The organism is Flavobacteriales bacterium (assembly GCA_016700415.1).
Lineage (GTDB): Bacteria > Bacteroidota > Bacteroidia > Flavobacteriales_F > PHOS-HE28 > PHOS-HE28.
Map to the genome: position 1 here is coordinate 915,574 of CP065018.1, position 20,421 is coordinate 935,994.

The 20,421-nt window shown below is 59.5% G+C and carries 19 protein-coding genes, 2 tRNA genes and 2 pseudogenes; 14 read left to right on the plus strand and 9 right to left on the minus strand.

Annotation, left to right across the window (positions count from 1 at the left end; genetic code table 11):
• Positions 1–6: 6 nt before the first annotated feature.
• From IPP95_03775 to prmC, 4 genes are read right to left on the minus strand one after another with little or no spacing between them, the layout of a single operon-like run.
• On the minus strand, positions 7–900 hold the full coding sequence (locus IPP95_03775) for a 4-hydroxy-tetrahydrodipicolinate synthase (GenBank protein QQS73358.1): 894 nt from the start codon (positions 898–900) through the stop codon (positions 7–9).
• 7 nt (positions 901–907) lie between these two features.
• Complete coding sequence (locus IPP95_03780; protein ID QQS73359.1) at positions 908–1,480, minus strand: hypothetical protein; 573 nt, start codon at positions 1,478–1,480, stop codon at positions 908–910.
• Positions 1,477–3,495 carry an NAD-dependent DNA ligase LigA gene (gene ligA, locus IPP95_03785; protein ID QQS73360.1) on the minus strand — a complete coding sequence of 673 codons (2,019 nt, stop codon included), beginning with the start codon at positions 3,493–3,495 and terminating at the stop codon, positions 1,477–1,479. Before ligA ends, IPP95_03780 begins: the two co-directional genes overlap by 4 nt.
• An 11-nt stretch (positions 3,496–3,506) precedes the next feature.
• Positions 3,507–4,385: a peptide chain release factor N(5)-glutamine methyltransferase gene (gene prmC, locus IPP95_03790; protein QQS73361.1), complete on the minus strand. Its 879-nt coding sequence runs from the start codon at positions 4,383–4,385 to the stop codon at positions 3,507–3,509.
• A gap of 174 nt (positions 4,386–4,559) precedes the next feature.
• Between prmC and IPP95_03795 the strand changes: the two genes are divergently transcribed.
• Together IPP95_03795 and IPP95_03800 are read left to right on the plus strand one after the other, a co-directional pair.
• Positions 4,560–4,633 (plus strand) — tRNA-Ala (locus IPP95_03795).
• Between the two features lie 83 nt (positions 4,634–4,716).
• A tRNA-Ser gene (locus tag IPP95_03800) sits at positions 4,717–4,803 on the plus strand.
• 394 nt (positions 4,804–5,197) lie between these two features.
• Here the strand turns inward: IPP95_03800 and IPP95_03805 are convergent.
• Positions 5,198–6,241 carry an SRPBCC family protein gene (locus tag IPP95_03805; GenBank protein ID QQS73362.1) on the minus strand — a complete coding sequence of 348 codons (1,044 nt, stop codon included), beginning with the start codon at positions 6,239–6,241 and terminating at the stop codon, positions 5,198–5,200.
• A gap of 110 nt (positions 6,242–6,351) precedes the next feature.
• On the opposite strand from IPP95_03805, the gene IPP95_03810 reads away from it, so the two are divergent.
• Complete coding sequence (locus IPP95_03810) at positions 6,352–6,936, plus strand: hypothetical protein (protein QQS73363.1); 585 nt, start codon at positions 6,352–6,354, stop codon at positions 6,934–6,936.
• A 72-nt stretch (positions 6,937–7,008) separates the two neighbouring features.
• Here IPP95_03810 and IPP95_03815 read toward each other — a convergent pair whose 3' ends face one another.
• From IPP95_03815 to IPP95_03825, 3 genes are all read right to left on the minus strand, one after another.
• Positions 7,009–8,061: a hypothetical protein gene (locus tag IPP95_03815; GenBank protein QQS73364.1), complete on the minus strand. Its 1,053-nt coding sequence runs from the start codon at positions 8,059–8,061 to the stop codon at positions 7,009–7,011.
• Positions 8,058–9,590: a DUF853 family protein gene (locus tag IPP95_03820; protein ID QQS73365.1), complete on the minus strand. Its 1,533-nt coding sequence runs from the start codon at positions 9,588–9,590 to the stop codon at positions 8,058–8,060. The genes IPP95_03815 and IPP95_03820 overlap by 4 nt, the downstream gene beginning before the upstream one ends.
• A gap of 115 nt (positions 9,591–9,705) precedes the next feature.
• The gene (locus IPP95_03825) at positions 9,706–10,146 is read right to left on the minus strand and encodes a hypothetical protein (protein ID QQS73366.1); all 441 of its coding nucleotides are present in this window, start codon (positions 10,144–10,146) and stop codon (positions 9,706–9,708) included.
• A gap of 294 nt (positions 10,147–10,440) precedes the next feature.
• On the opposite strand from IPP95_03825, the gene IPP95_03830 reads away from it, so the two are divergent.
• The 6 genes from IPP95_03830 to IPP95_03855 all read left to right on the plus strand — a co-directional run bounded on the left by IPP95_03830 (position 10,441) and on the right by IPP95_03855 (position 15,422).
• Complete coding sequence (locus IPP95_03830; GenBank protein ID QQS73367.1) at positions 10,441–11,118, plus strand: metal-dependent hydrolase; 678 nt, start codon at positions 10,441–10,443, stop codon at positions 11,116–11,118.
• A gap of 20 nt (positions 11,119–11,138) precedes the next feature.
• Positions 11,139–11,954, plus strand: coding sequence for a ParA family protein (locus tag IPP95_03835; protein QQS73368.1), 816 nt, complete (start codon positions 11,139–11,141; stop codon positions 11,952–11,954).
• On the plus strand, positions 11,951–12,850 hold the full coding sequence (locus IPP95_03840; GenBank protein ID QQS73369.1) for a ParB/RepB/Spo0J family partition protein: 900 nt from the start codon (positions 11,951–11,953) through the stop codon (positions 12,848–12,850). Before IPP95_03835 ends, IPP95_03840 begins: the two co-directional genes overlap by 4 nt.
• 72 nt (positions 12,851–12,922) lie before the next feature.
• A complete protein-coding gene (gene ribD, locus IPP95_03845; protein ID QQS73370.1) occupies positions 12,923–13,981 on the plus strand; it encodes a bifunctional diaminohydroxyphosphoribosylaminopyrimidine deaminase/5-amino-6-(5-phosphoribosylamino)uracil reductase RibD in 1,059 nt (352 codons plus the stop codon).
• Positions 13,969–14,820: a DMT family transporter gene (locus IPP95_03850; GenBank protein ID QQS73371.1), complete on the plus strand. Its 852-nt coding sequence runs from the start codon at positions 13,969–13,971 to the stop codon at positions 14,818–14,820. The genes ribD and IPP95_03850 overlap by 13 nt, the downstream gene beginning before the upstream one ends.
• On the plus strand, positions 14,817–15,422 hold the full coding sequence (locus tag IPP95_03855; GenBank protein QQS73372.1) for a YigZ family protein: 606 nt from the start codon (positions 14,817–14,819) through the stop codon (positions 15,420–15,422). Before IPP95_03850 ends, IPP95_03855 begins: the two co-directional genes overlap by 4 nt.
• Before the next feature lie 123 nt (positions 15,423–15,545).
• Here IPP95_03855 and IPP95_03860 read toward each other — a convergent pair whose 3' ends face one another.
• Positions 15,546–15,953, minus strand: a complete 408-nt coding sequence (locus IPP95_03860; GenBank protein ID QQS73373.1) for an acyl-CoA thioesterase — start codon at positions 15,951–15,953, stop codon at positions 15,546–15,548.
• Positions 15,954–16,361: 408 nt separating this feature from the next.
• Here IPP95_03860 and dnaA point away from each other — a divergent pair, with 408 nt between their 5' ends.
• The 5 genes and pseudogenes from dnaA (at position 16,362) to ric (ending at position 20,404) form a co-directional block, all read left to right on the plus strand.
• A complete protein-coding gene (dnaA, locus tag IPP95_03865; GenBank protein QQS73374.1) occupies positions 16,362–17,792 on the plus strand; it encodes a chromosomal replication initiator protein DnaA in 1,431 nt (476 codons plus the stop codon).
• A 250-nt stretch (positions 17,793–18,042) separates the two neighbouring features.
• Positions 18,043–18,801 (plus strand): DUF2249 domain-containing protein, encoded by a 759-nt coding sequence (locus IPP95_03870; protein ID QQS73375.1) that lies wholly within the window; start codon positions 18,043–18,045, stop codon positions 18,799–18,801.
• Positions 18,802–18,961: 160 nt separating this feature from the next.
• Positions 18,962–19,192, plus strand: a pseudogene (locus IPP95_03875) (DUF2249 domain-containing protein).
• A pseudogene (locus tag IPP95_03880) lies at positions 19,184–19,438 on the plus strand (DUF2249 domain-containing protein). Before IPP95_03875 ends, IPP95_03880 begins: the two co-directional pseudogenes overlap by 9 nt.
• A complete protein-coding gene (gene ric / locus IPP95_03885; GenBank protein QQS74188.1) occupies positions 19,439–20,404 on the plus strand; it encodes an iron-sulfur cluster repair di-iron protein in 966 nt (321 codons plus the stop codon).
• Positions 20,405–20,421 lie beyond the last annotated feature (17 nt).

Sequence of the window (20,421 nt, forward strand, 5' to 3'; positions counted from 1 at the left end):
AGTTTGTCAAAGCTTCACCACCTCAGCATCCGCCAAGGCTTGATGGATCTTCTTGGCCGTGCCTTCGCTCACGGGTACCAGCGGGAGCCGCATGTGAACGTCGCAGAGGCCGAGGGACTTCAGCACCTCTTTGATACCGCCGGGATTGCCTTCCACGAAGAGCAGGGTGATGAGTTCAATGAGCTTGAGATGCTCCTTGCGGGCGGTCCCGAAGTCACCTTTCATGGCAGAATGGACCAAGCGTCCAAATTCCTCAGGAAGGCCATTGCCGACCACGCTGATCACGCCGTCTCCACCCATGGCGAGCATCGGGAGCGTAAGCGCATCATCGCCGCTGATGACCAAGAAATCCTTGGGGCGGTGCTTCAGGATCAGGCCCACTTGATCGAGGTTCCCGCTGGCCTCCTTGATGGCGATGATGTTCTTGAAGTCGCGGGCGAGGCGCAAGGTGGTCTCGGCCGTGATGTTGCTCATGGTGCGGCCCGGCACGTTGTAGAGGATGATCGGACGCAGGCTGACCTGCGCCAGCGCCTTGTAGTGTTGGTAGATGCCTTCCTGCGTGGGCTTGTTGTAGTACGGGCTGACGCTGAGGATCGCGTCCACGCCGTCCATGTCGAAAGCTTGGAACTGCTCGATGACCTCGGCGGTGTTGTTGCCCCCGATGCCGAGCACGATGGGCACGCGGTCGTGCACCACCTCGATCACCTGTGCCAGCAATTGCTTCTTCTCTTCGGTGGATATGGTGGCACTTTCGCCGGTGGTGCCCATCACCACGAGAAAATCGATGCCGCCGGTGATCTGATGTTCGATCACCTTGGCCAATGCGGCATGGTCGATGGCGCCATTGGCGCGGAAGGGCGTGATGAGAGCCACGCCGAGGCCTTGAAAACGGTTGTCCATGGAAATTTCAGTTTAAGGAAGGCACCTCCTTGGGGGCATTGATCATCATCAGGTACCGGTGGATATTGGCGACCAACTGGGGAAGGCTGTCCGCGCCGGCCGTGTCGATCATCATGTCCAGGAAATGGGCATTGGTATCGCCAAGGCGGCCCACCTTGAACCGGGCCTTGCTCTTGGCCATGACGTACTGAAGTGGCAGACTGTCGTGTACAGTGAGGTCGATGAGCACATCGTACTCCTCGGCGATGAAATTCTGTACGATGTTCCCGTGCGGAATGCGGTACCAATTAAGGTCCTTCAACGAGTATACGTCGAAATTGAGTTTGGCGTGGAGATAAAAAGGCAGCTCCTTGGCATCGAAATAGCCGAGGGCCATGATCCTGGTGATACCCAGCTCCTCCTTGATCTTCTTGACGTAGTTGCGCACCTTGTTATGCGCGTCCTCATCGGTGACCATGTACAGGATGCCCACCTTCACGGAAGCCGCCAAGTTCTTGGCCACGGGTCTACGGTCCGGAGCGGTCTCCTTCAGCAGCGCACGTCGGCCCAGCCATTCTTTGATGCTGTCCAGCAGCTTCATGCCTCTATCATCCGCTTGAATTCAACCTCGTCGATCACTTTCACTCCCAGTTCCTCGGCTTTTGCCCGTTTCGCCGGACCCATATCGGCGCCCGCGACCACAAAGCTCGTTTTCTTACTGATAGAACCGCTCACTTTTCCACCGTTTTCTTCGATGGCCTCCTTGATGCCATCCCGCGTGAAGGTCTCAAAAACCCCTGAGACCACGAAAGATGATCCTTTGAGGCGGTCACCTTGGGGACGGGCGGCGGTGATGTCCATGGCCAATTCCAGCCCGGCTTCACGGAGCCGTTGAATAATGGCCCTGTTTCCTTCTGCGCTGAAGAAATCCAGGATACTGGCTGCTACCACCGTCCCGACCTCATCCACGGCGGTCAGTTCTTCCGAGGTCATATCGGCAAGCCGATCGATGCTTCCCACGGCCCGTGCGATCTTTTTCGCGACCGTCTCCCCCACGTGGCGGATGCCCAAGGCGAAGAGCACCCGCTCAAAGGGCACGGTCCTGCTGGCCGCTATCCCGTCGACGATCAATTGGGTGCTGCGCTCGCCCCAGCCTTTGCCCAGATCGAGGAGATGCTCCTGCTTTAGGTCGTAGAGATCGGCCACATTGTGGATCAGGTCCGCTCGGAACAAAGCCTCCACGGTCTCCCCGCCCAGCCCGTCGATATCCATGGCCTTGCGGCTTACGAAGTGCTCGATCCTACGCATGATCTGTGGCGGGCAGGCATGTTCGTTCGGGCAGTAGTGCTGTGCCTCGCCTTCATCGCGGACGAGGGCGGTGCCGCATGCGGGGCATAATGCGGGATAGCTCACAGGAACGGCACCGGGCGCGCGACGAGCGATGTCCACGGCGGTGATCTTGGGGATGATCTCGCCGCCTTTCTCCACCTGCACCATGTCGCCGATGTGGAGGTCCAGCTTGGCGATCTGGTCAGCGTTGTGGATGCTGGCGCGCTTCACGGTGGTGCCCGCGAGTTCCACGGGCTCCAGCAGGGCCACGGGGGTGACCGCCCCGGTGCGGCCCACGTTGAACTCCACGCCGTTGAGCCGGGTGAATTTCTGTTCCGCCTGGAATTTGTAGGCGATGGCCCAGCGCGGGCTTTTGGCGCGCAGGCCCAGTTCCTCCTGCAGGTCAATGTTGTCCACCTTGATGACCACACCGTCCATTGCGATATCCAGATCATACCGCGCCTTGTCCCAGTGTGCGATGAAGTCCATGATGCCCTCAAGCGTATCGGTCTGCTCAATGAAACGCTTCGCATGGTCGGGCGTGCGGAAACCCCATTCGCGGCATTGCATGATGTTGTCGTACTGGCTGCGCGTGGGCAATTCCTCGGCTTGGAGGGTGTAAATGAAGTTCTGAAGCCCGCGCTTGGCCACGATCTTCGGATCTTGCAGTTTCAACGTACCGGCGGTGGTGTTGCGCGGGTTGGCGAAGAGCTCTTCTCCTTCCTCCTCCCGTTGCCTGTTCAGTTGCTCGAATGCCTTCCGGCCCATGAGGATCTCGCCGCGCGCTTCCAGTTCGGCAGGCGGGTTGCCGCGCAGGCGCAACGGGATCGAGCGCACGGTGCGGACGTTCGCGGTGATGTCGTCACCCTTTTCCCCGTCGCCTCGGGTGAGGCCGCGCACGAGTTCGCCGTTCCGGTAGGTGAGGCTGATGGCCACACCGTCGTACTTCAGCTCCATGGTGAAAGTGACCTTACCGTACTCCTTCACGATCCGCTGCACGAACTCCTCCACCTCCTCCCGGCTGTAGCTGTTGCTGAGGGAGAGCATGGGCCAGCGGTGCGGCACCGTGGCAAATTCCTTGGTGATGTCGCCGCCTACGCGCTGGGTGGGGCTGTTGGGGGAAGCGAGCTGCGGCCATTGGGCTTCCAGGGCTTCCAACTCTTTCATCAAGAGATCGAAGTCGCGATCCGAGATCACCGGCTTAACCTCCACGTAGTACAGATGGTTATGACGCTCCAATTCAGTGCTGAGCTCAGCAATGCGTTTCGCGGCCTGTTCGCGGTCCATGCGCGCAAAGATCACCTCTGCGCGCGAATGAACCGCGGGTTTCCGGAAAGGTCTTTGATCAATTTTGCCTCTTCAAAACCGGCGGCCTTCACAACAGCCATGGTATCGTGCGCATGGCGATAGTGGACCTCGAACCAGAGCACATCCCCTTGCCCCATGGCGGAAGCGGATGCGGCGGAGATGGCGCGATAGAACAGCTGGGGATCGGCATCCTCCACGAAAAGTGCGAGGTGCGGCTCATGGCGAAGCACCTGATCCTGCATGGAAGCTTTGTCGCTAAAGGGGACGTACGGCGGATTGGACACTACGTGCATTCCACCGGACGACCGTACCTTCTTCAGCAAAGGCGCCAGCTCCGGCCCGAGTGCGTCGCACGCGGTCCACTCCACCTCCAGCGCGTTCGCCTGTGCATTGGCCCGTGCCAGCTCCAAAGCGGAAGGACTGATATCCACGCCGACCACCTTCGCCTGCGGGAAGGCCTTCTTCAACGCCAAGGCGATACAGCCGCTGCCGGTGCCGATGTCAACAATGGTCGCAGGAGGTTGGGCAGAAGAACGGATGATGCGGTCCACCAGTTCCTCTGTCTCCGGGCGCGGGATCAATACCCGTGGATCCACAGCGATGCGCAGTCCGTGAAAATCCACATGGCCGAGCACATATTGGAGCGGTCCGCCGGCCCGCAAACGTTCCAGCGGCTCCTGCAGTGATGCCAGCTCCTCCGGGGTCAGCAGGCGCTCCGGCTCCGATTCCGGAAAGGCCAAAGCGAGCCGGTCCTGAAAAACAGCACGGAGCATGGCACGTGCCTCTGTCGGCCCATGAACGGCTATCAAGGCTTCGCGGTGCTCGTCCAAGAAGGCTTGGACGGTACAGGTGTCCGTGCGGAGTGACATCGGGCAAAGGTGGGGCGCGGTTTTCAACATCCTGAACTTGGCCGTTGCAACACATTGGCGGAAGTTCCAGGACATGCCGTTGGCAATACTCCCGTGGAGGGCAATTACCGGAAATGTGACCGCGATCTCAATTTCCAATGTCATGAACCGATCCGGTTCCGATATTTGCGGCATGGGGCAGTAGCTCAGCTGGCTAGAGCGCCGCGTTCGCAATGCGGAGGTCGAGAGTTCGAATCTCTTTTGCTCCACCCCCGAAGCCCTCTTTTATGGAGGGCTTCTTCTTTGAGCAGCTTCGGATAACTTCGCGCGCCATTGGACAAGCGCACACAAAGGAGAGGTGGCAGAGCGGTCGAATGCGGCGGTCTTGAAAACCGCTTTACCCTCACGGGTAACGGGGGTTCGAATCCCTCCCTCTCCGCCGATCGGCCCCGCGCAGCGGGGGCATGAATGCTAAAGGCCGCGACCAAGCTCGCTTGGAAGGGCGGTCTTCGGCATTCATGCGGGACCCGCGTAGCGGGTCGCCGATCGAAGCCTCCCCCTCCGGGAAAGCGCGCCTCGCGCAATCCCTCCCTCTCCGCCAACGCTGCCCGCGCAGCGGGCGATGCCGCAAGCCAGGAAGACGCGAAGCTTGCTTCAGGCGTCATCCGGGATTACGGCATCAAAGGCAGCGAAGCGGCCGCAGCGTTGAAGCCTCCCCTCCACGGGAAAGCGCGCCTCGCGCAATCCCTCCCTTCATTACTTCAAATCCCAGTGCTCTGGCAAAGAAAAAGGGCCACCAATTCGGCAGCCCTGCTTCAGAACCATCCTTCCGTCTATTCCACAGGATAGCAGATGTTCGTTACCCACTTCGAAGTATCCGGCTCCTGAGCAGGGTCGGTGACGTACTCCTCCACCGCCGCAAAGCGCAGATGTAATCCCTTCGCCGTCATCATATCGTCCATCGCCTCATGTGCGGTCCCCGTCCCGTCCAATCGACCGGTATGGACGATCATCAGCGCTTTGCCGGCCGGCACGGTCACGATCTCACATCCGGGTACCTTCACGTCAGAGGCCGCTTGAATGGGAACGCCGGCAAAGACATCGGCCTGGTGGCCCACCGTGTCCCATTTGTAATACAGCGCGCTCGGTGCCCCGGCCATTCCCACATTGGCTTTCTCCACCGCTTGTGCGGACTGTGGGAACACTTTTCCGAAGTAGGCTCCGAGCTTTTCCCACTTCACCACGTCCCGCTTGCCCGCGTAGGTCATCTCAGGACGCTCCACCGTCTCGATCCGGTATCCGCGATAGGTCTTGGCAGCGTCCTCGGCCGCCATGTTCACCGCATCAGTCTCGGAAAGGGCTTTCAACTGCAGAAGTCCGTCCTGAAAATCGGGTCCTACCATCTTGTCCATATCATTGAACATCAGGAAGATCCGGCTGAAGAAGCCATTTTCACCGGAGAAGGTCCACGTGGCCTTGGTGCTGTCACCCATGGCCTCCAGGTCAAGATCGGCCTTGGCCACCGCCGCAAACGGTTCGATGAAGGTGAGATCCAGGTCCACGTTCCTGTCCGGGACCATCGCAGTGATCTCTTGCTTTCCCTTGCCTACATCAGCATTCCCGGACCACGTGCTGGTCTGGCCCACCATGCCCTCCTCACCGGAATAGGTGACCTCCATGTCCGTGTCTTTCTTACTCCATGGGCTCCACTCCTGCATGTGTTGCAAAGAGTTGGCATGTGCGAATACGGTCGGGGCCTTGGCATGGATCACTACGGACCGGGAAACCGTGGAACTTTTCGGGCCCATCAAGCCCAAGATCACCGCCAAGGCCACAACGGCAAGGAGGATGATCAAAAGTGTTTTAAGTGCTCTCATGGTGGTCGGATTTTCCGAAAGTTGCGATTTTTCCCGGAAACGGGCGGTCCAATTCCATTGTGTCACCTATCCTTGGCATGATTTTCCGTTAGTACCAAAAAAAAATCGAAATGCGCCCCTTCCCCACCAGACCGGTTCACTTTTTCACCCTGCTTCCCCTACTGACCATGCTGGCCTTTTCGCTTCCGGCCTGCAAAAGCAGCAGCCCCGCCGGTGCGAAGGTGAAGATGCCTTTTACAGGCAACAAGTACGAGAGCAACAACCGTTTTTTCCGCGGCACCGGCAGTGGTGTGAGCGTGAAGCAGAACATCGCGCGCGGCAAGGCCGACATCGATGCGAAGAACCAGCTGGCCGCCCAAGTGAAGACGAACATCCGCACCGTGACGGACCAATACCTGGGACAGACGGAAAATGCGGAAGCTACTGAGGTGGCTGACAAGTTCCAGTCCTTGGTGCGGGAGGTGATGAACACCGAGATGGCGGACCTGCGGAAGGTCGGCGAGGAGACGCGCTACAACGAGACCACCAAGGAATACACGCAGTACGTGGCCTACGAGATCAAGAAGAACGCCATGTTCCGCTTCATGAAGAAACAGGCGAAGACGGACGACAAGATCAACGATGTGACGCGGAAGAGGATCGATGAGATCCTGGACGAGGAGATCAAGAAGGCGGATGCGGAGGATCACGATTGATCGAGCACCCGCTCCCCCCATAGTTGTCACCCCGGCCTTAGAGCCGGGGTCGCACACGATCGGCTGACCTGGTCACCGCCACTTCGCCACCACCGGCAAGTGATCACTGAAGCCACCTTTGTAGTGCCCGCCGCTGTACGTTTTGTCCGGTGAAGGGCCGTACTTGGGGTGTTTGAAGAACAGCCGGTCATCCCGGCAGGCACTGGCAGGACCTATGGTGAGACCGGGGCCGTTCAGTAGGGCCCGGCTCACGATCATCTGGTCCAGCCATCCCCATTCGCCTTGGTATTGGTAGCTGCCGCTGTTGGGCGGCTGATCCATGCACATCAGGTTGAAGAGATCTGCTTTTTCGGAAAGCTCACAGACTACACGCAATCCATTGCGGATGCTGACATCGTCCGGATAGTCGTTGAAGTCGCCCATGATGAGCACTTTGGCCTTCGGGGTTGCGGTGAACAGATCGTCAAGTTTGGCGCACACCACGCGGGCAGCGGCCATCCGTTTGGGCGCGGAAACGCGCTCCCCTCCGCCCCTGCTCGGCCAATGGTTTTGGAACACGCGCAACGTATCACCGCCTGCGAGTTGCAGTTCCATATAAAGCACGTCGCGCGTGCGGTCGCTCCCGAGATCCACATGCAAAGGTCCCGCGTGCAGCACATTCGCGTAGGCTGAACGCACCAACAGGGCCACGTCGATCCCGCGCTCATCCGGCGAATCGAAGTGGACGATGGTATATCCCGCGTTCTTCAGCGGGCCGGTCCCGATCAGGTCCTTCAGTACCGTGGCATTCTCCACTTCCGCCAGCCCGATGATCACGGGTTGACCATCGCCGGCCCAGGTGATCGCCCCGGCCAGATGGTCCAGCTTTTGGCGGTAGCGGGCATCGGTCCATTGGAGCTTTCCTTTAGGCAGGAAATCTTCGTCGTTGATCGTGGGATCGTCCTTGGTATCGAAGAGGTTCTCCACGTTGTAGCTCACAACAGCCTGCCCTTTCATGGACTTCAGGGACTTCACGGGAACCGCCTTTCGCTGTGCAACGCTAGTTTCCTGCGGCACGGCCATGCCACAGCCGACACCGATCACCAAGGCGACAAGAAGCAGCCCCGGCCCATGCAACGCATTCATCGGCGGGACTTCACGCCCAGCACACCCAGTAGCCCGCGGGTGAGTTCGCGCAATGCGGTGCGGCCGAGCTGCCGGACCATGGTGTTCTTGCTGATCTTGTCCAGCACGCCGGGTTCCTCCTTCGTCGCTTTATTCTTCTTGGTCGGCGTTTCTTTCGAATCCGGTCCCCTTTCTTGATGTTCCTTCAAGCGTTTTTCGAGGATCTCCGCCGCACTCTCCCGATCGATCACCTCATTGTACTTCGGCGCCAGCTCGCTCTTGGCGACAAGGGCTTTCAGCTCGTCGGGCGTTAGGATGTCCATGCGTGTTCCGGGTGCGCGGACCAGCGTATGCGCGAGCGGAGTGGGCATGCCCTTGTCGCCGAGCACCGTCATCATGGCCTCGCCGATGCCCATGGAGGTGAGCAGTTCTTCGGAATTGTAAAAGTCGGTGAGCGGGTAGTTCTGCGCGGTCCTCTTGATGGTGGTGCGGTCCTTCGCTGTGAAGGCACGGAGGGCGTGCTGCACTTTCATGCCGAGCTGGCCGAGCACACTGTCCGGCACATCGCTGGGATCCTGCGTGCAGAAGTAGATGCCCACGCCCTTGGAGCGGATCAATTTGATGATGCTTTCGATCTGGTCCAGCAAGGGCTTCGTGGCGTTGTCGAAGATCAGGTGGGCCTCATCGATGAAGATCACGAGCTTCGGCTTGTCGGCGTCGCCCACTTCGGGGAAGGTGGAGTAGATCTCCGCCAGCAGGCAAAGCATAAAGGTGCTGAAAAGGCGCGGCCGGTCCTGGATGTCCGTGAGGCGCACGATGTGGATCACGCCCTTGCCATCGCGGAGCTTCAGCATGTCCGCCGGGTCGAAGCTGCGTTCACCGAAGAACGTGTCCGCGCCTTGCTGCTCCAGCTCGATCAGTTTGCGCATGATGGTGCTGACAGAAGCGCCGCTCACCTGGCCATACTCCTTCGCGATGTCGTCCTTGCCATCGCCGGTGGTGTAGATGAGCATGCTGCGCAGGTCCTTGATGTCCAGCAGCGGCCAGCCTTTGTCATCGCAATACTTGAAGATCAGGGACAGCACGCTGCTCTGCGTGTCGTTCAGCTCGAGGATCCGGCTCAAAAGCACCGGGCCGAACTCGCTGGTGGTGGCGCGGAGCTGCGCGCCGGGTTCCATGCTGAGGCTGAGCAGTTCCACAGGCAGAGTGAGGGGTTCCCACGCGATGCCCATCTTCTGCTGTCGTGCATCGATCTTGGGATTCCCTTCCGCCGGTGCAGCGATGCCACTGAGGTCGCCCTTGATGTCCATCAGCAACGTGGGCACGCCTTTTAGGGAAAGCTGCTCAGCGAGAACTTGGAGCGTTTTCGTTTTACCCGTTCCGGTGGCACCGGCGATGAGGCCGTGCCGGTTCATCATCTTCAGTGGCAATTTCACGGTGGTGCCGGGGGGGCATTCGCCGTTGAAGAGCGGGCCGCCAAGCTCGATGGTATCTCCTTTGAAGGTGTAGCCCGCCTGCATGGCGGCGGTGAGATCGGCGATGGTGGGCATGGTCACATACGATTTGAGGGAACGAAGGAAAAGAGAAAAGGGGCCAAAGCCCCGTTCCCCAGTAAAGAAAGTACTACCGTTCACCTGCCTGTGGTGCGGGCGATCGGCAATGTGATCACTTAAAGAGCTTTCCCAGCATGCCTTTCGCCATATCGGCCATGCCGCCGCTGTTGCCTGTGAGATCGCCGAGCATGCTGCTGAGCTTACTCGTGTCCCCGCCAACATGCTTGGTGATGAGGTCGGTGACAATCGGGAGCAACATGGCCGATACACCGCCGGCTTTATTGGCGTCCAAGCCCACTTGGCCGGTGAGTTTGCTCTGGAGCAACGAACCGACCTTGCCCAGGATACCATCGGCACCGGTGGTGTTCTGGCTGTTGCTGAAGAGGTTGGCAAGGTCGTCCATGCCGAATCCACCGCCGCCGGAGATGACCTCCTTTACGCTGGACGCGGCCGCATTGACCGAGCCGGAAGCCTGTTTCTGGTCGAGACCCAGCTTGGCCATCAGCGCGGGAGCGGCTTCTTTTTCGAGGGTTTGCAGGATCTGGTCGAACATGGTTGAGCGTATTGTGGTGGAAGGCCACCAAGTGAATGGAAGGAAAGCCGATGGGCGGCGCGATCTGCGGAAACCATCAACGATCGGTGAAGGTAGCCTGCGTCACCACGCCTCTCGCCCCGCTTGGGATTTTTAGCAGGTGCAGGGCTTCCGGAACGGCTGCCCGGAACACGCGATCGTTCAAAAGTATCCGGGCAGCGGCACCGGGACCGGGGTGGATGGCGGGCTACATTCGCCCCGTCAAAACGTTGACCCAACGGCTTCTGGAAGCCCGCAAGTGATCAACAGTTCAGCATGAAACTCACCTACTACGGACATAGCTGCATCGGCATACAGACCGGTGATGCGCAGTTGCTGTTCGACCCCTTCATTAGCGGCAATCCTTTGGCGAAGGCGATCGACATGGAAAAGATCCCTGCCACGCACGTGCTCCTCTCCCACGGCCACGGCGATCATGTGGCCGATGCCCAAGCCATCCTCAAGCGCACGGGGGCCATGTTGGTGAGCAACGCGGAGATCTGTTCCTGGTACGAGGCCAAAGGCATCAAACACGCCACCCCGATGAACATCGGCGGAGAGGCGGACCTTGGCTCTTTCCGTGTGCGCCTCACCGTGGCACAGCACAGCAGCACCATGCCCGACGGTGGTTCCGGCGGGGACCCGTGCGGCTTCGTCATCCGCACCGGCGAGGGCAACATCCACCACGCGGGCGACACCGGCCTGATGCTGGACATGCAACTGCTCAAGCGCTACAGCCTTCGCTTCGCCTGCCTGCCCATCGGCGACAACTATACCATGGGCTATGCGGACGCGGTTGAAGCCGCACGCTACATGGGCGTGAACACCGTGGTGGGCATGCACTACAACACCTTCCCGGCGATCACCATCGACATCGAAGCCGCCAAGACCGCCTTCGCCGCGGCCAATATCAACCTGCTCCTTCCCGCCATCGGGGAGACCATTGAACCCTGATCAAGAAAAACAAAGCACCCATGGCCAAGATCATCGCCATCGTCAACCAGAAAGGTGGGGTCGGAAAGACCACCACCGCGATCAACCTCGCCGCTTGCTTAGGCATCCTCGAGCGGCGGACGCTGATCGTGGACGCGGATCCGCAGGCCAACGCTACCAGCGGCACCGGCCTGGACCCGCGCGAGACCCAGTCCAGCATTTATGAGAGCATCGTCAACGGCGCCCCGGCAAAGGATGTGATCCAGACCACCGACAACCCGAACCTCGATATCCTGCCCGGCTCCATCGACTTAGTGGGCGCGGAGATCGAGATGATCGACATGGAGGAGCGCGAGCACCGCATGAAGAAAGTACTGGACCCGCTGCGCGAACTGTACGACTTCATCATCATCGATTGCTCACCGTCCCTCGGCTTGGTGACGGTGAACGCACTAGTGGCCGCGGACAGCGTGATCGTACCTGTGCAATGCGAGTACTTCGCTCTGGAAGGACTTGGCAAATTGCTGAACACCATCAAGATCATCCAACAGCGCCTGAACCCGGAACTGATGATCGAGGGCATGTTGCTCACGATGTACGATAGCCGCCTTCGCTTGGCCAACCAAGTGGTTGAAGAGGTGAAGACGCACTTCCAGCAGCTGGTGTTCGACACAGTGATCCACCGCAACGTGGCCTTGGGCGAAGCGCCGAGCCATGGGCAGACGATCATCATGCACGACGCCAGCAGCAAGGGCGCGGTGAACTACCTGAACCTGGCCCGCGAGGTCCTCCAGAAAAATGACCTGACGCGCATCAAGGAACAAGAGCGCACCATCGCCATCGCCGAGGAACAATGAGCAAAAAACGAGGCCTTGGGCGCGGATTGAGCGCCCTGCTGGAAGACCCCGGCACGGACATCACCGCGCGACATCCGGTACAAGACCCGAGTGCCCAACGCGTGGCGGGCAACACGGCGGGAATACCGGTATCGCAGATCGAACCGAACCCGTTCCAGCCACGCACTGTCTTCGCTCCGGAAGCCATTCTGGAGCTGGCACAGAGCATCAAGGAGCTGGGTATCATCCAGCCCGTCACCGTGCGCAAGTTGGGCTACGACCGCTACCAGCTCATCAGCGGCGAGCGCCGTTTCCGTGCTTCACAGGTGGCCGGCCTGGAAATGATCCCCGCGTACATCCGCATCGCCAACGACGAGAGCATGCTGGAAATGGCGCTGGTGGAGAACATTCAGCGCGAAGAGCTCGATGCCATCGAAGTGGCCATCAGTTTCCAACGGCTGCTCGATGAAGTACACCTGACGCAAGAAGGACTGAGCGAAAAAGTCGGCAAGGACCGCGCGACCGTCGCGAACTACCTGCGCCTGCTGAAACTTCCTCCGGAGATCCAACTGGGCCTTCGCCAACGGCAGATCGGCATGGGCCATGCCCGGGCTTTGATCACCATCGGCGATCCCCAAAAACAAGCCGAGCTCTACCGCCGGATCGTGGAAAGCCAGCTTTCCGTGCGCCAAGTGGAGGAACTCGCCCGTGAGGACAAACGCCCTGCGGGACGTGGATCCTCCACCGGCAAGAAGCTAAGCGCCACGCGGCACAAAGACCTCGGCAAAGAACTTTCCAACATGTTCGGCACGCGCGTAGCCGTGAAGCAGGCGGACGCTGGCAAAGGACGCATTGAGATCGCCTTCCGCAACGACGAGGAACTGGAGCGGATAAAGCGCTTGCTGGAGAGTCGTTGAGTTTCACTCAGGTACTCCGCCTCGGGACCCTGAGCTCATAAATTCCAACTCTTCCTGTCCGACCTTCGCACCATGGAGCATGCCACATGGATGCAACGTTGCTTGCAGCTGGCCGCTAACGGTGCGGGATCGGTGGCACCCAATCCCATGGTGGGCGCGGTGCTCGTGCAGGGCGACCGCATCCTTGCCGAAGGCTGGCACCGCGCACATGGCGGACCGCATGCCGAGGTGGAGTGCCTGTACACGTTCGGTGATGGCGCGATCCCGGCGGATGCCATGATGTACGTGTCCCTGGAACCCTGTTCACACACCGGCCTCACACCTCCTTGCGCGGACCTGTTGATCGCACGCGGCCTCCGCACCGTGGTGGTGGGTTGCACCGATCCCGATCCGCGCGTGGCCGGCCAAGGCATCGTCACGCTTCGCGGAGCGGGCATCGCCGTGATCACCGATGTGCTGGGTGAAAAATGCCGATGGCAGAACCGGCGTTTCATTACTTCCGTGGAACAACAACGTCCTTACATCATTCTGAAATGGGCGCGTTCCTCGGACGGCTTCCTCGATCAACATCCACGCAAGGGCCGCGCAGTACAGCGCATCAGCTCGTTCACTTCGGACGTGCTCATGCACCGCTGGCGCAGCGAGGAGCAGGCCATCATGGTGGGCAGCCGCACCGTGTTGAATGATGACCCACGGCTCAACGTTCGGCACGTGGCCGGGCGTTCGCCGATGCGCGTGGTGCTGGACCGGTACGCGGCTTCCCCTACGGCCTCCAAGGTCTTCACAGATGGTGCTCCTACCCTGCTCTTCACCGCGCAGAAGCGCACGGACGTGGAAGTGGAACAGGTGGTGATCGCGCCCGAAAGCGATCCGTTGTCGACACTGCTGAAGGAGTTGCATCGTCGCAAGGTGCGTTCCGTTCTGGTAGAAGGCGGCGGTGAACTGCTGGGGCATTTCATCGCTGCGGGTCTGTGGGATGAAGCCCGTGAGATCGTCAGCGACGTGCTCCTGCAACAGGGAACAGCCGCACCGAGGATGACCACCACTCCATTGCGATCGTTCACCTCGGGCAGTGATCACATCCACCTGTACACGCGTACGGAAGCACCTGACCCCGCATGGCATTGGTGATGCTCTCCGCGCTGTTCGGCGCGGTGCTCTTCGTCTTCTTCAAGCTCTTCGACAGGCGGAAGGTCCCGCTACTGCCGGCCATTGTGGTGAACTACTTAGTGGCGTTCCTTTTCGGCCTCGTTTACTCTAAGCCGTGGGCTGCGGGCGACATCAGCCTGTTGTGGATGCCTTCGGCATTGCAAGGCGGGCTCTTCATCCTGCTCTTTCAGTTGATCGGTCTTGCATCGCAGCGGATCGGCATATCCCCCACTACCGTGGCCAGTAAGATGAGCCTCGCCCTTACCGTGTTGATCACGGTCCTCATCTTCCGCGAACAGCCTTCTGCACTGGCGTGGAGCGGCATCGCACTTGCCGTGCTGGGCGTCACTTTCAGCAGTTGGGGCGGCGGCACGCGCGGCGCGAAAGGCTGGTGGTTGCTCCCGGTGATCTTCTTCGCCAGCGCCATCAGCGACGTGCTGATCAATGCCGCGCAACGCACCCGTGTCACGCCGATGACCGAAGCGGTCTTCCCCACGATGATCTTCGGCTTCGCCGCGCTCTTCGGCCTGGGCTGGCTGGTTTTTCGAACGGACCGCGTCGCGCTTCTCCATCCGCGCACTTGGTTCTGGGGTGCGCTGTTGGGCGGTGTGAACTACGGCTCCATCTACTTCCTGGTACTGGCGCTCTCACGTGGCGGTCTGCAGGCGAGCATCGTATTCCCGCTGGCGAACGTGGGCGTGATCCTCATCGGCACAGCCGCGTCCGTCGTGTTGTTCAAGGAGCGTCTCCACTTGGTGCATTGGGTGGGCATCGCACTCTCGATCGTTGCGCTCTGCCTCATCATTTCAGCACCGGCATGAGCAGCGACCGCTACTTCACACTGGCCGGGGAAAGCACGGGTGAGGTGCGCGAAAAAGCGAGCAAGTTCTTCGCCTACGCCTTCCCGATAGCGGATGAGGAGGACTTCAAAAAGCAACAGGTGGAGATCACGCGGACGCATCACACGGCCCGTCACATCTGCCATGCCTGGGTGCTCGGTGATGCCGGCGAACAGTACCGCTCCTACGATGCGGGCGAGCCTTCCGGCAGCGCGGGCAAGCCCATCCTCCGCCAGCTACAAGGCGCTGATCTCACCTACTGCGCGGTCGTGGTGGTGCGCTACTTCGGCGGAACCTTACTGGGAAAGGCGGGACTATCCCATGCCTTCGCGGACGCGGCGAAAGCAGCGCTGGCGAACAACAGCATCGTGGAACGTGTGGTACGTACGGAGCTAACGGTACAGTGTTCCTATGCGCAAGTAGAAGAGGTGAAGCGTGACGTGCTGCTCCGTGAAGGTGAAATTCTACAAGCGGATTACGCGGAACGCTGCCTGTTGCGCGTGGCCGTTGCACGCAGTGCAGTGGAAGGGCTTACGGAGAACTGGACGAGGATAGGTGTCGAGGTCAAGATGGAACACAGATGACGCAGGAAGATCAGATCAACACAGATCAAGTTTGGTGATCCGCGGATAGTGATCGGTGCCCCGATACATATCGGGGGGACTGCTGCCAACTGCCAGCTACAACCTCGTCAGCTATTTCAGCCTTCACGAAAAATGCGGCGCCAGCGCGACCAACAGCTCCTCCGGCGCGTGGCATAGCTTGTTCGTTTCCCGATCAATGAAGACTAAGGTGGTGACCGCCTCGTTGATCAATTCCCCCGCTTCATTGCGCACCTCGTATGCGAACTGGATGCGCACGGAAGGCATCGCTACGATGGTGGTGCGCACGGTGAGCAGATCATCATAGAAGGCCGGCTTGTGGTAGGTCACCTTGAGGTCGCGCACCGGAAGCATCACGCCTTCCTCTTCCATGCGGCGGTACGACATTCCCAGGCTCCGCAAGGCTTCCACGCGGCCCACTTCGAAATACTGTGCATAAGTACCATAGTAGACGTAGCCCATTTTGTCGGTCTCGGCATATCGGACGCGTACGGTGGTCTGGTGGCTGAACATGGGTCGGAATATAGGAAGGGATCTGCACAAAACAGTGCTCGACAACGTGGCTTGTATCCACTAACTTCACCGCCAAGCACCCTCCACCATGCAACTCCACGACCCTTCCAAAAGCACCCTGGGGGAGGTTCTTGAAAATAGGCGTTGCACATTCGGCTTTCCGCTTAGGCCCACGCATGTAATGCCTCTTGCCGGGATTCCCACACCCTTCGGAAACCCTTGGTGGGCGCGGGATACAGAAAACAGCACACTCGAGGCGGTTATCGCAAATAATTCGATCCGCGCAAATGCGAATGCACTTTTTTTTTCACCGTTCGCTGCTCATATTTGCCTCCCTTCTGAAAGAGGCCGACGCTTGAAGCGATCCGATACACACATCCCCACCAGAGTAAACCCACCGGTAGCACTATGAAGAAAGACCACGAAAAGATCTGGGGGCGGTGCCTCGATGTGATCAAGGACAACGTTAGCCAGCAGAGCTTCAAAACCTGGTTCGAACCGATCCGGGCGGTGAAGATGGCCGACAACGTCCTGACCATCCAGGTGCCCTCGCAGTTCTTTTATGAATGGCTCGAAGAGCATTACATCGGCCTGCTTAAGAAGATCATCCGCAAGGAGATCGGGGCCGAAGGGCGCTTGGAATACTCCATCATCATGGAGAACCGCATCAAGAGCACCAATCCATACACCGTGCGGGTACCGACCAGCAACGCACGCGAAGTGAAGAACCCGGCGGTGAGCCTCCCGATCGATGTGGCGAACAGCCCGATCAAAAACCCGTTCATCATCCCGGGCCTCCGCAAAATCAAGATAGAGAGCCACCTCAACCCCAACTACTCCTTCGAGAACTTCATCGAAGGCGACTGCAACCGGCTCGCGCGCAGCGCCGGGTTCGCCGTTGCCCAAAAACCCGGCGGCACCGCCTTCAACCCGCTACTGATCTACGGCGGCGTGGGCCTTGGAAAGACACACCTCGCCCACGCCATCGGCATTGAGATCAAACGCAACCACCCGGAGAAGACCATTCTCTACGTGCCCGCCGAGAAGTTCACCCAACAGTTCATCGAAGCGGTGAAGAACAACACCATGGGCGATTTCCAGCAGTTCTATCAGATGATGGACGTGCTGATCATCGATGATGTGCAGTTCCTTGCCGGAAAGGAAAAGACACAGGATGTCTTCTTCCACATCTTCAACCACCTGCACCAAAGTGGCAAGCAGCTGGTGATCAGCAGCGACAAGGCACCCGTGGAAATGAGCGGCATGGAGCAACGCCTGCTCTCCCGTTTCAAGTGGGGCCTTAGCGCCGACCTGCAGACGCCCGGCCTCGAGACGCGCATCGCCATCCTCCAGAAGAAGATGTATGCCGAGGGCATCGACCTGCCCAAGGACGTTGTGGAATACTTGGCGTACAGCATCACCACCAACATCCGTGAACTGGAAGGCGCCATGATCAGCCTCATCGCGCAGAGCTCCCTCAACAAGAAAGCGGTGAACCTGGAGCTCGCCAAGCAGATGATCGACAAGTTCGTGAAGAACACCGCTCGCGAGGTGTCGATCGACTACATCCAAAAAGTGGTGTGCGACTACTTCGACCTGCCGATCGAACTGCTGAAGAGCAAGACCCGCAAGCGCGAAGTGGTACAGGCCCGCCAGATCGCGATGTACTTCGCGAAGAAGATGACCAAGAGTTCACTGGCCAACATCGGCGCGCACTGCGGCGGAAAGGACCACGCTACCGTGCTTCACGCCTGCCGTACGGTGAACAACCTGCAAGAGACGGACAAGCAGTTCCGCGGCTACTTGGAGGACTTGGAGAAAAAGTTGAGCATCCACTGAAGGCGATAACGATCGCATTGGAAAAGCCCTGGAGTGATCCCGGGCTTTTTCGTTTCATGGACACTATTCAAGTAGCTCGCGCTCGGTTCCCTCCCCCTCAAATCGTGCGAGCGTCCGATATCCATCTGACCACGCGCGTCCGTTTACCTAGTTGAGGCGGTTTGTTCCCCCCTCCTGAGAAACGTCAACCGGCAGCACCGCGGCCCTCCCTACTTTGCCCGGCGGCAATGAGCTACTGCCGCAAGCGAACATGAGCGACCCCGTCCACCTTCACCAAGAACTCGACGTGCGCGTAATGGTGCCCATCGACCGGCACCGCACCCTGCTGAAACTGTTCAAGGAACTGCCCGTGGGTGAACGCTTCATCTTCATCAACGACCACGACCCTTTGCCGCTGTACTACGAGTTCCGCTCCATCCACGGGGATGTGGTGGGCTGGGAATACCTGCAGAGGGGCGGACACGATTGGAAGGTGATGGTGACGCGCCAAGAGGACTCCGTGGGGCGCGAATTCACCGATATCTCCACGCTGATGGACCTGCGCAAGATGGATCCGAAGGACCTGCGGCACGTGGTCTTCCATCGCTACGGCATGATGGAGGAGGGCCACATCATGGAACTTATCGCAGCGACGGATCCCACCGAGATCCACAACATCTTCCGCGACAGTTTCGATGGTGAATACACGTGGACGTACCGCAAACAGGAACCCGGCGAGTTCGTGGTACATGTCCGCAAGGAAGTAGGGAAGAAGCCGACGGAGGCGGCCACGAGCAGGGTGGTGAGCACCTTCGATGTGCGCCCGTACCACCCGGCCAAGCGCCACGAGATGGTCTTCGATTCGTTCGCTGAACTGGAGCCCGGCGAGGCCTTCATCTTCACCAACGACCACGATCCCAAGCCGCTCTACTACCAGATCGAAGCGGAGAACAAGTTGCCCTTCACCTGGGAATATCTGCAGGCCGGGCCGGAGGTGTGGCAGGTGAAAGTGGCCAAGACGAAGGCCTGAAGCGGAGCTTGCCGCTTCGACTCTTGTATTCCTCTTAACACGCATTGCCCGAAGGCCGTCGACCGGTTCCAGCGCCTCGGATCCTATAAAAGCATTGCAATACTTGTATTGGTCGATCCATGCTAACTTGCGCCCGATCATCCGATCACAAAGCAGAACCATGGAAACAACGACCGAGAACATCCTGGACGTGACCCAGCTGGCGCCGCCGGTGAAGCACTCCACCATCTTCGCACGCATCGCCGAACTGAAGGACGGTGAGAGCCTCATCCTCCACAACGATCACGACCCGGCACCGCTGCGCCACCAGTTGGGGCACACGCACCAGGACACCATTGGCTGGGAATACCTGGAAAAAGGCCCACAGTCGTGGAAGGTGAAACTGACCAAGCAACAGCCCCGCAACAACGAGGCGGGCCGGAACATCCTGGACGTGACCAAGCTGCCACCGGAGATCAAGCACTCCACCATTTTCGGGCGCCTCGACGCGCTGCAAAGTGGCGAGAGCCTGACCATCCACAATGACCACGACCCCGCCCCGCTGCGCTACCACTTACAGGCCGAGCATGGCGACGCCTACGGCTGGGAGTATTTGGAGCAGGGACCCGATTGGTGGAAGGTGAAGATCACCAAGCGCATCACCAAGGAGAATTCCGCCGAAGGGAACAACCTGGACGTTACCAAGCTGGCGCCCCGCGAAAAACACCCCACCATCTTCTCACGCTACCATGCCTTGAAGGAGGGCGAGAGCCTCACCATCCACAACGACCACGACCCCAAGCCGCTCTACTATCAGATGCAGGGCGAGATGGGCGACGTGTTCACTTGGGAATACCTGGAGCAGGGGCCTGCATGGTGGAGGGTGAAGATCATCAAGCGGCCTAGTGGCCAAGGCGCCGAAACGCTGGCGGAGATCGTGACCAAGGACATGGGGAAGGCGGAGGTATTCAAGAAGTACGGCCTTGACTTCTGCTGCAATGGGCACCTCACCGTGCGCGAAGCCTGCGCTGCCAAGGGTCTGGATGTGGTCCGGATTGAACAGGAACTGCGTGAAGGGAACCACGCGAGCACGTCAGCGGCACTGCCCTACAACGATTGGGGGATCGACTTCCTGGCTGACTTTATCGTGAACACCCACCACGCCTACCTGCGCAAGACCCTGCCCGACCTGCAGAAATATGCCGCCAAGGTGGAGGAAGTACACGGGATGAACCACCCCGAACTGCACCTCGTGCGCCGCTATGTGGATGAGGTGGCTGCGGAATTCAACGCACACCTGCCCGAGGAGGAGCGCAACATGTTCCCCTACATCAAGCAAATGGTGGCCGCCAAGAACAGCGGACAACCCTTGCCCGCCAGTACCATGGGGCGCTTCAAGGACAACCTGGACGCTTTGATGAAAGAGCACGCGCTTGTCGGTAGAAAGCTGGACCAGATCAATGAGGTGACCGAAGGCTACGGCCTGCCGGGCGATGCCTGCGCCAGCTACACCCTGCTCTACCGCATGCTGCACGAGCTGGAGGACGACACCCACGTGCATATCCACTTGGAGAACAACATCCTCTTTCCCAAGGCGACGGAACTGGAGAAGTCGTTCCACTAAGAACGGCAGCATTGATG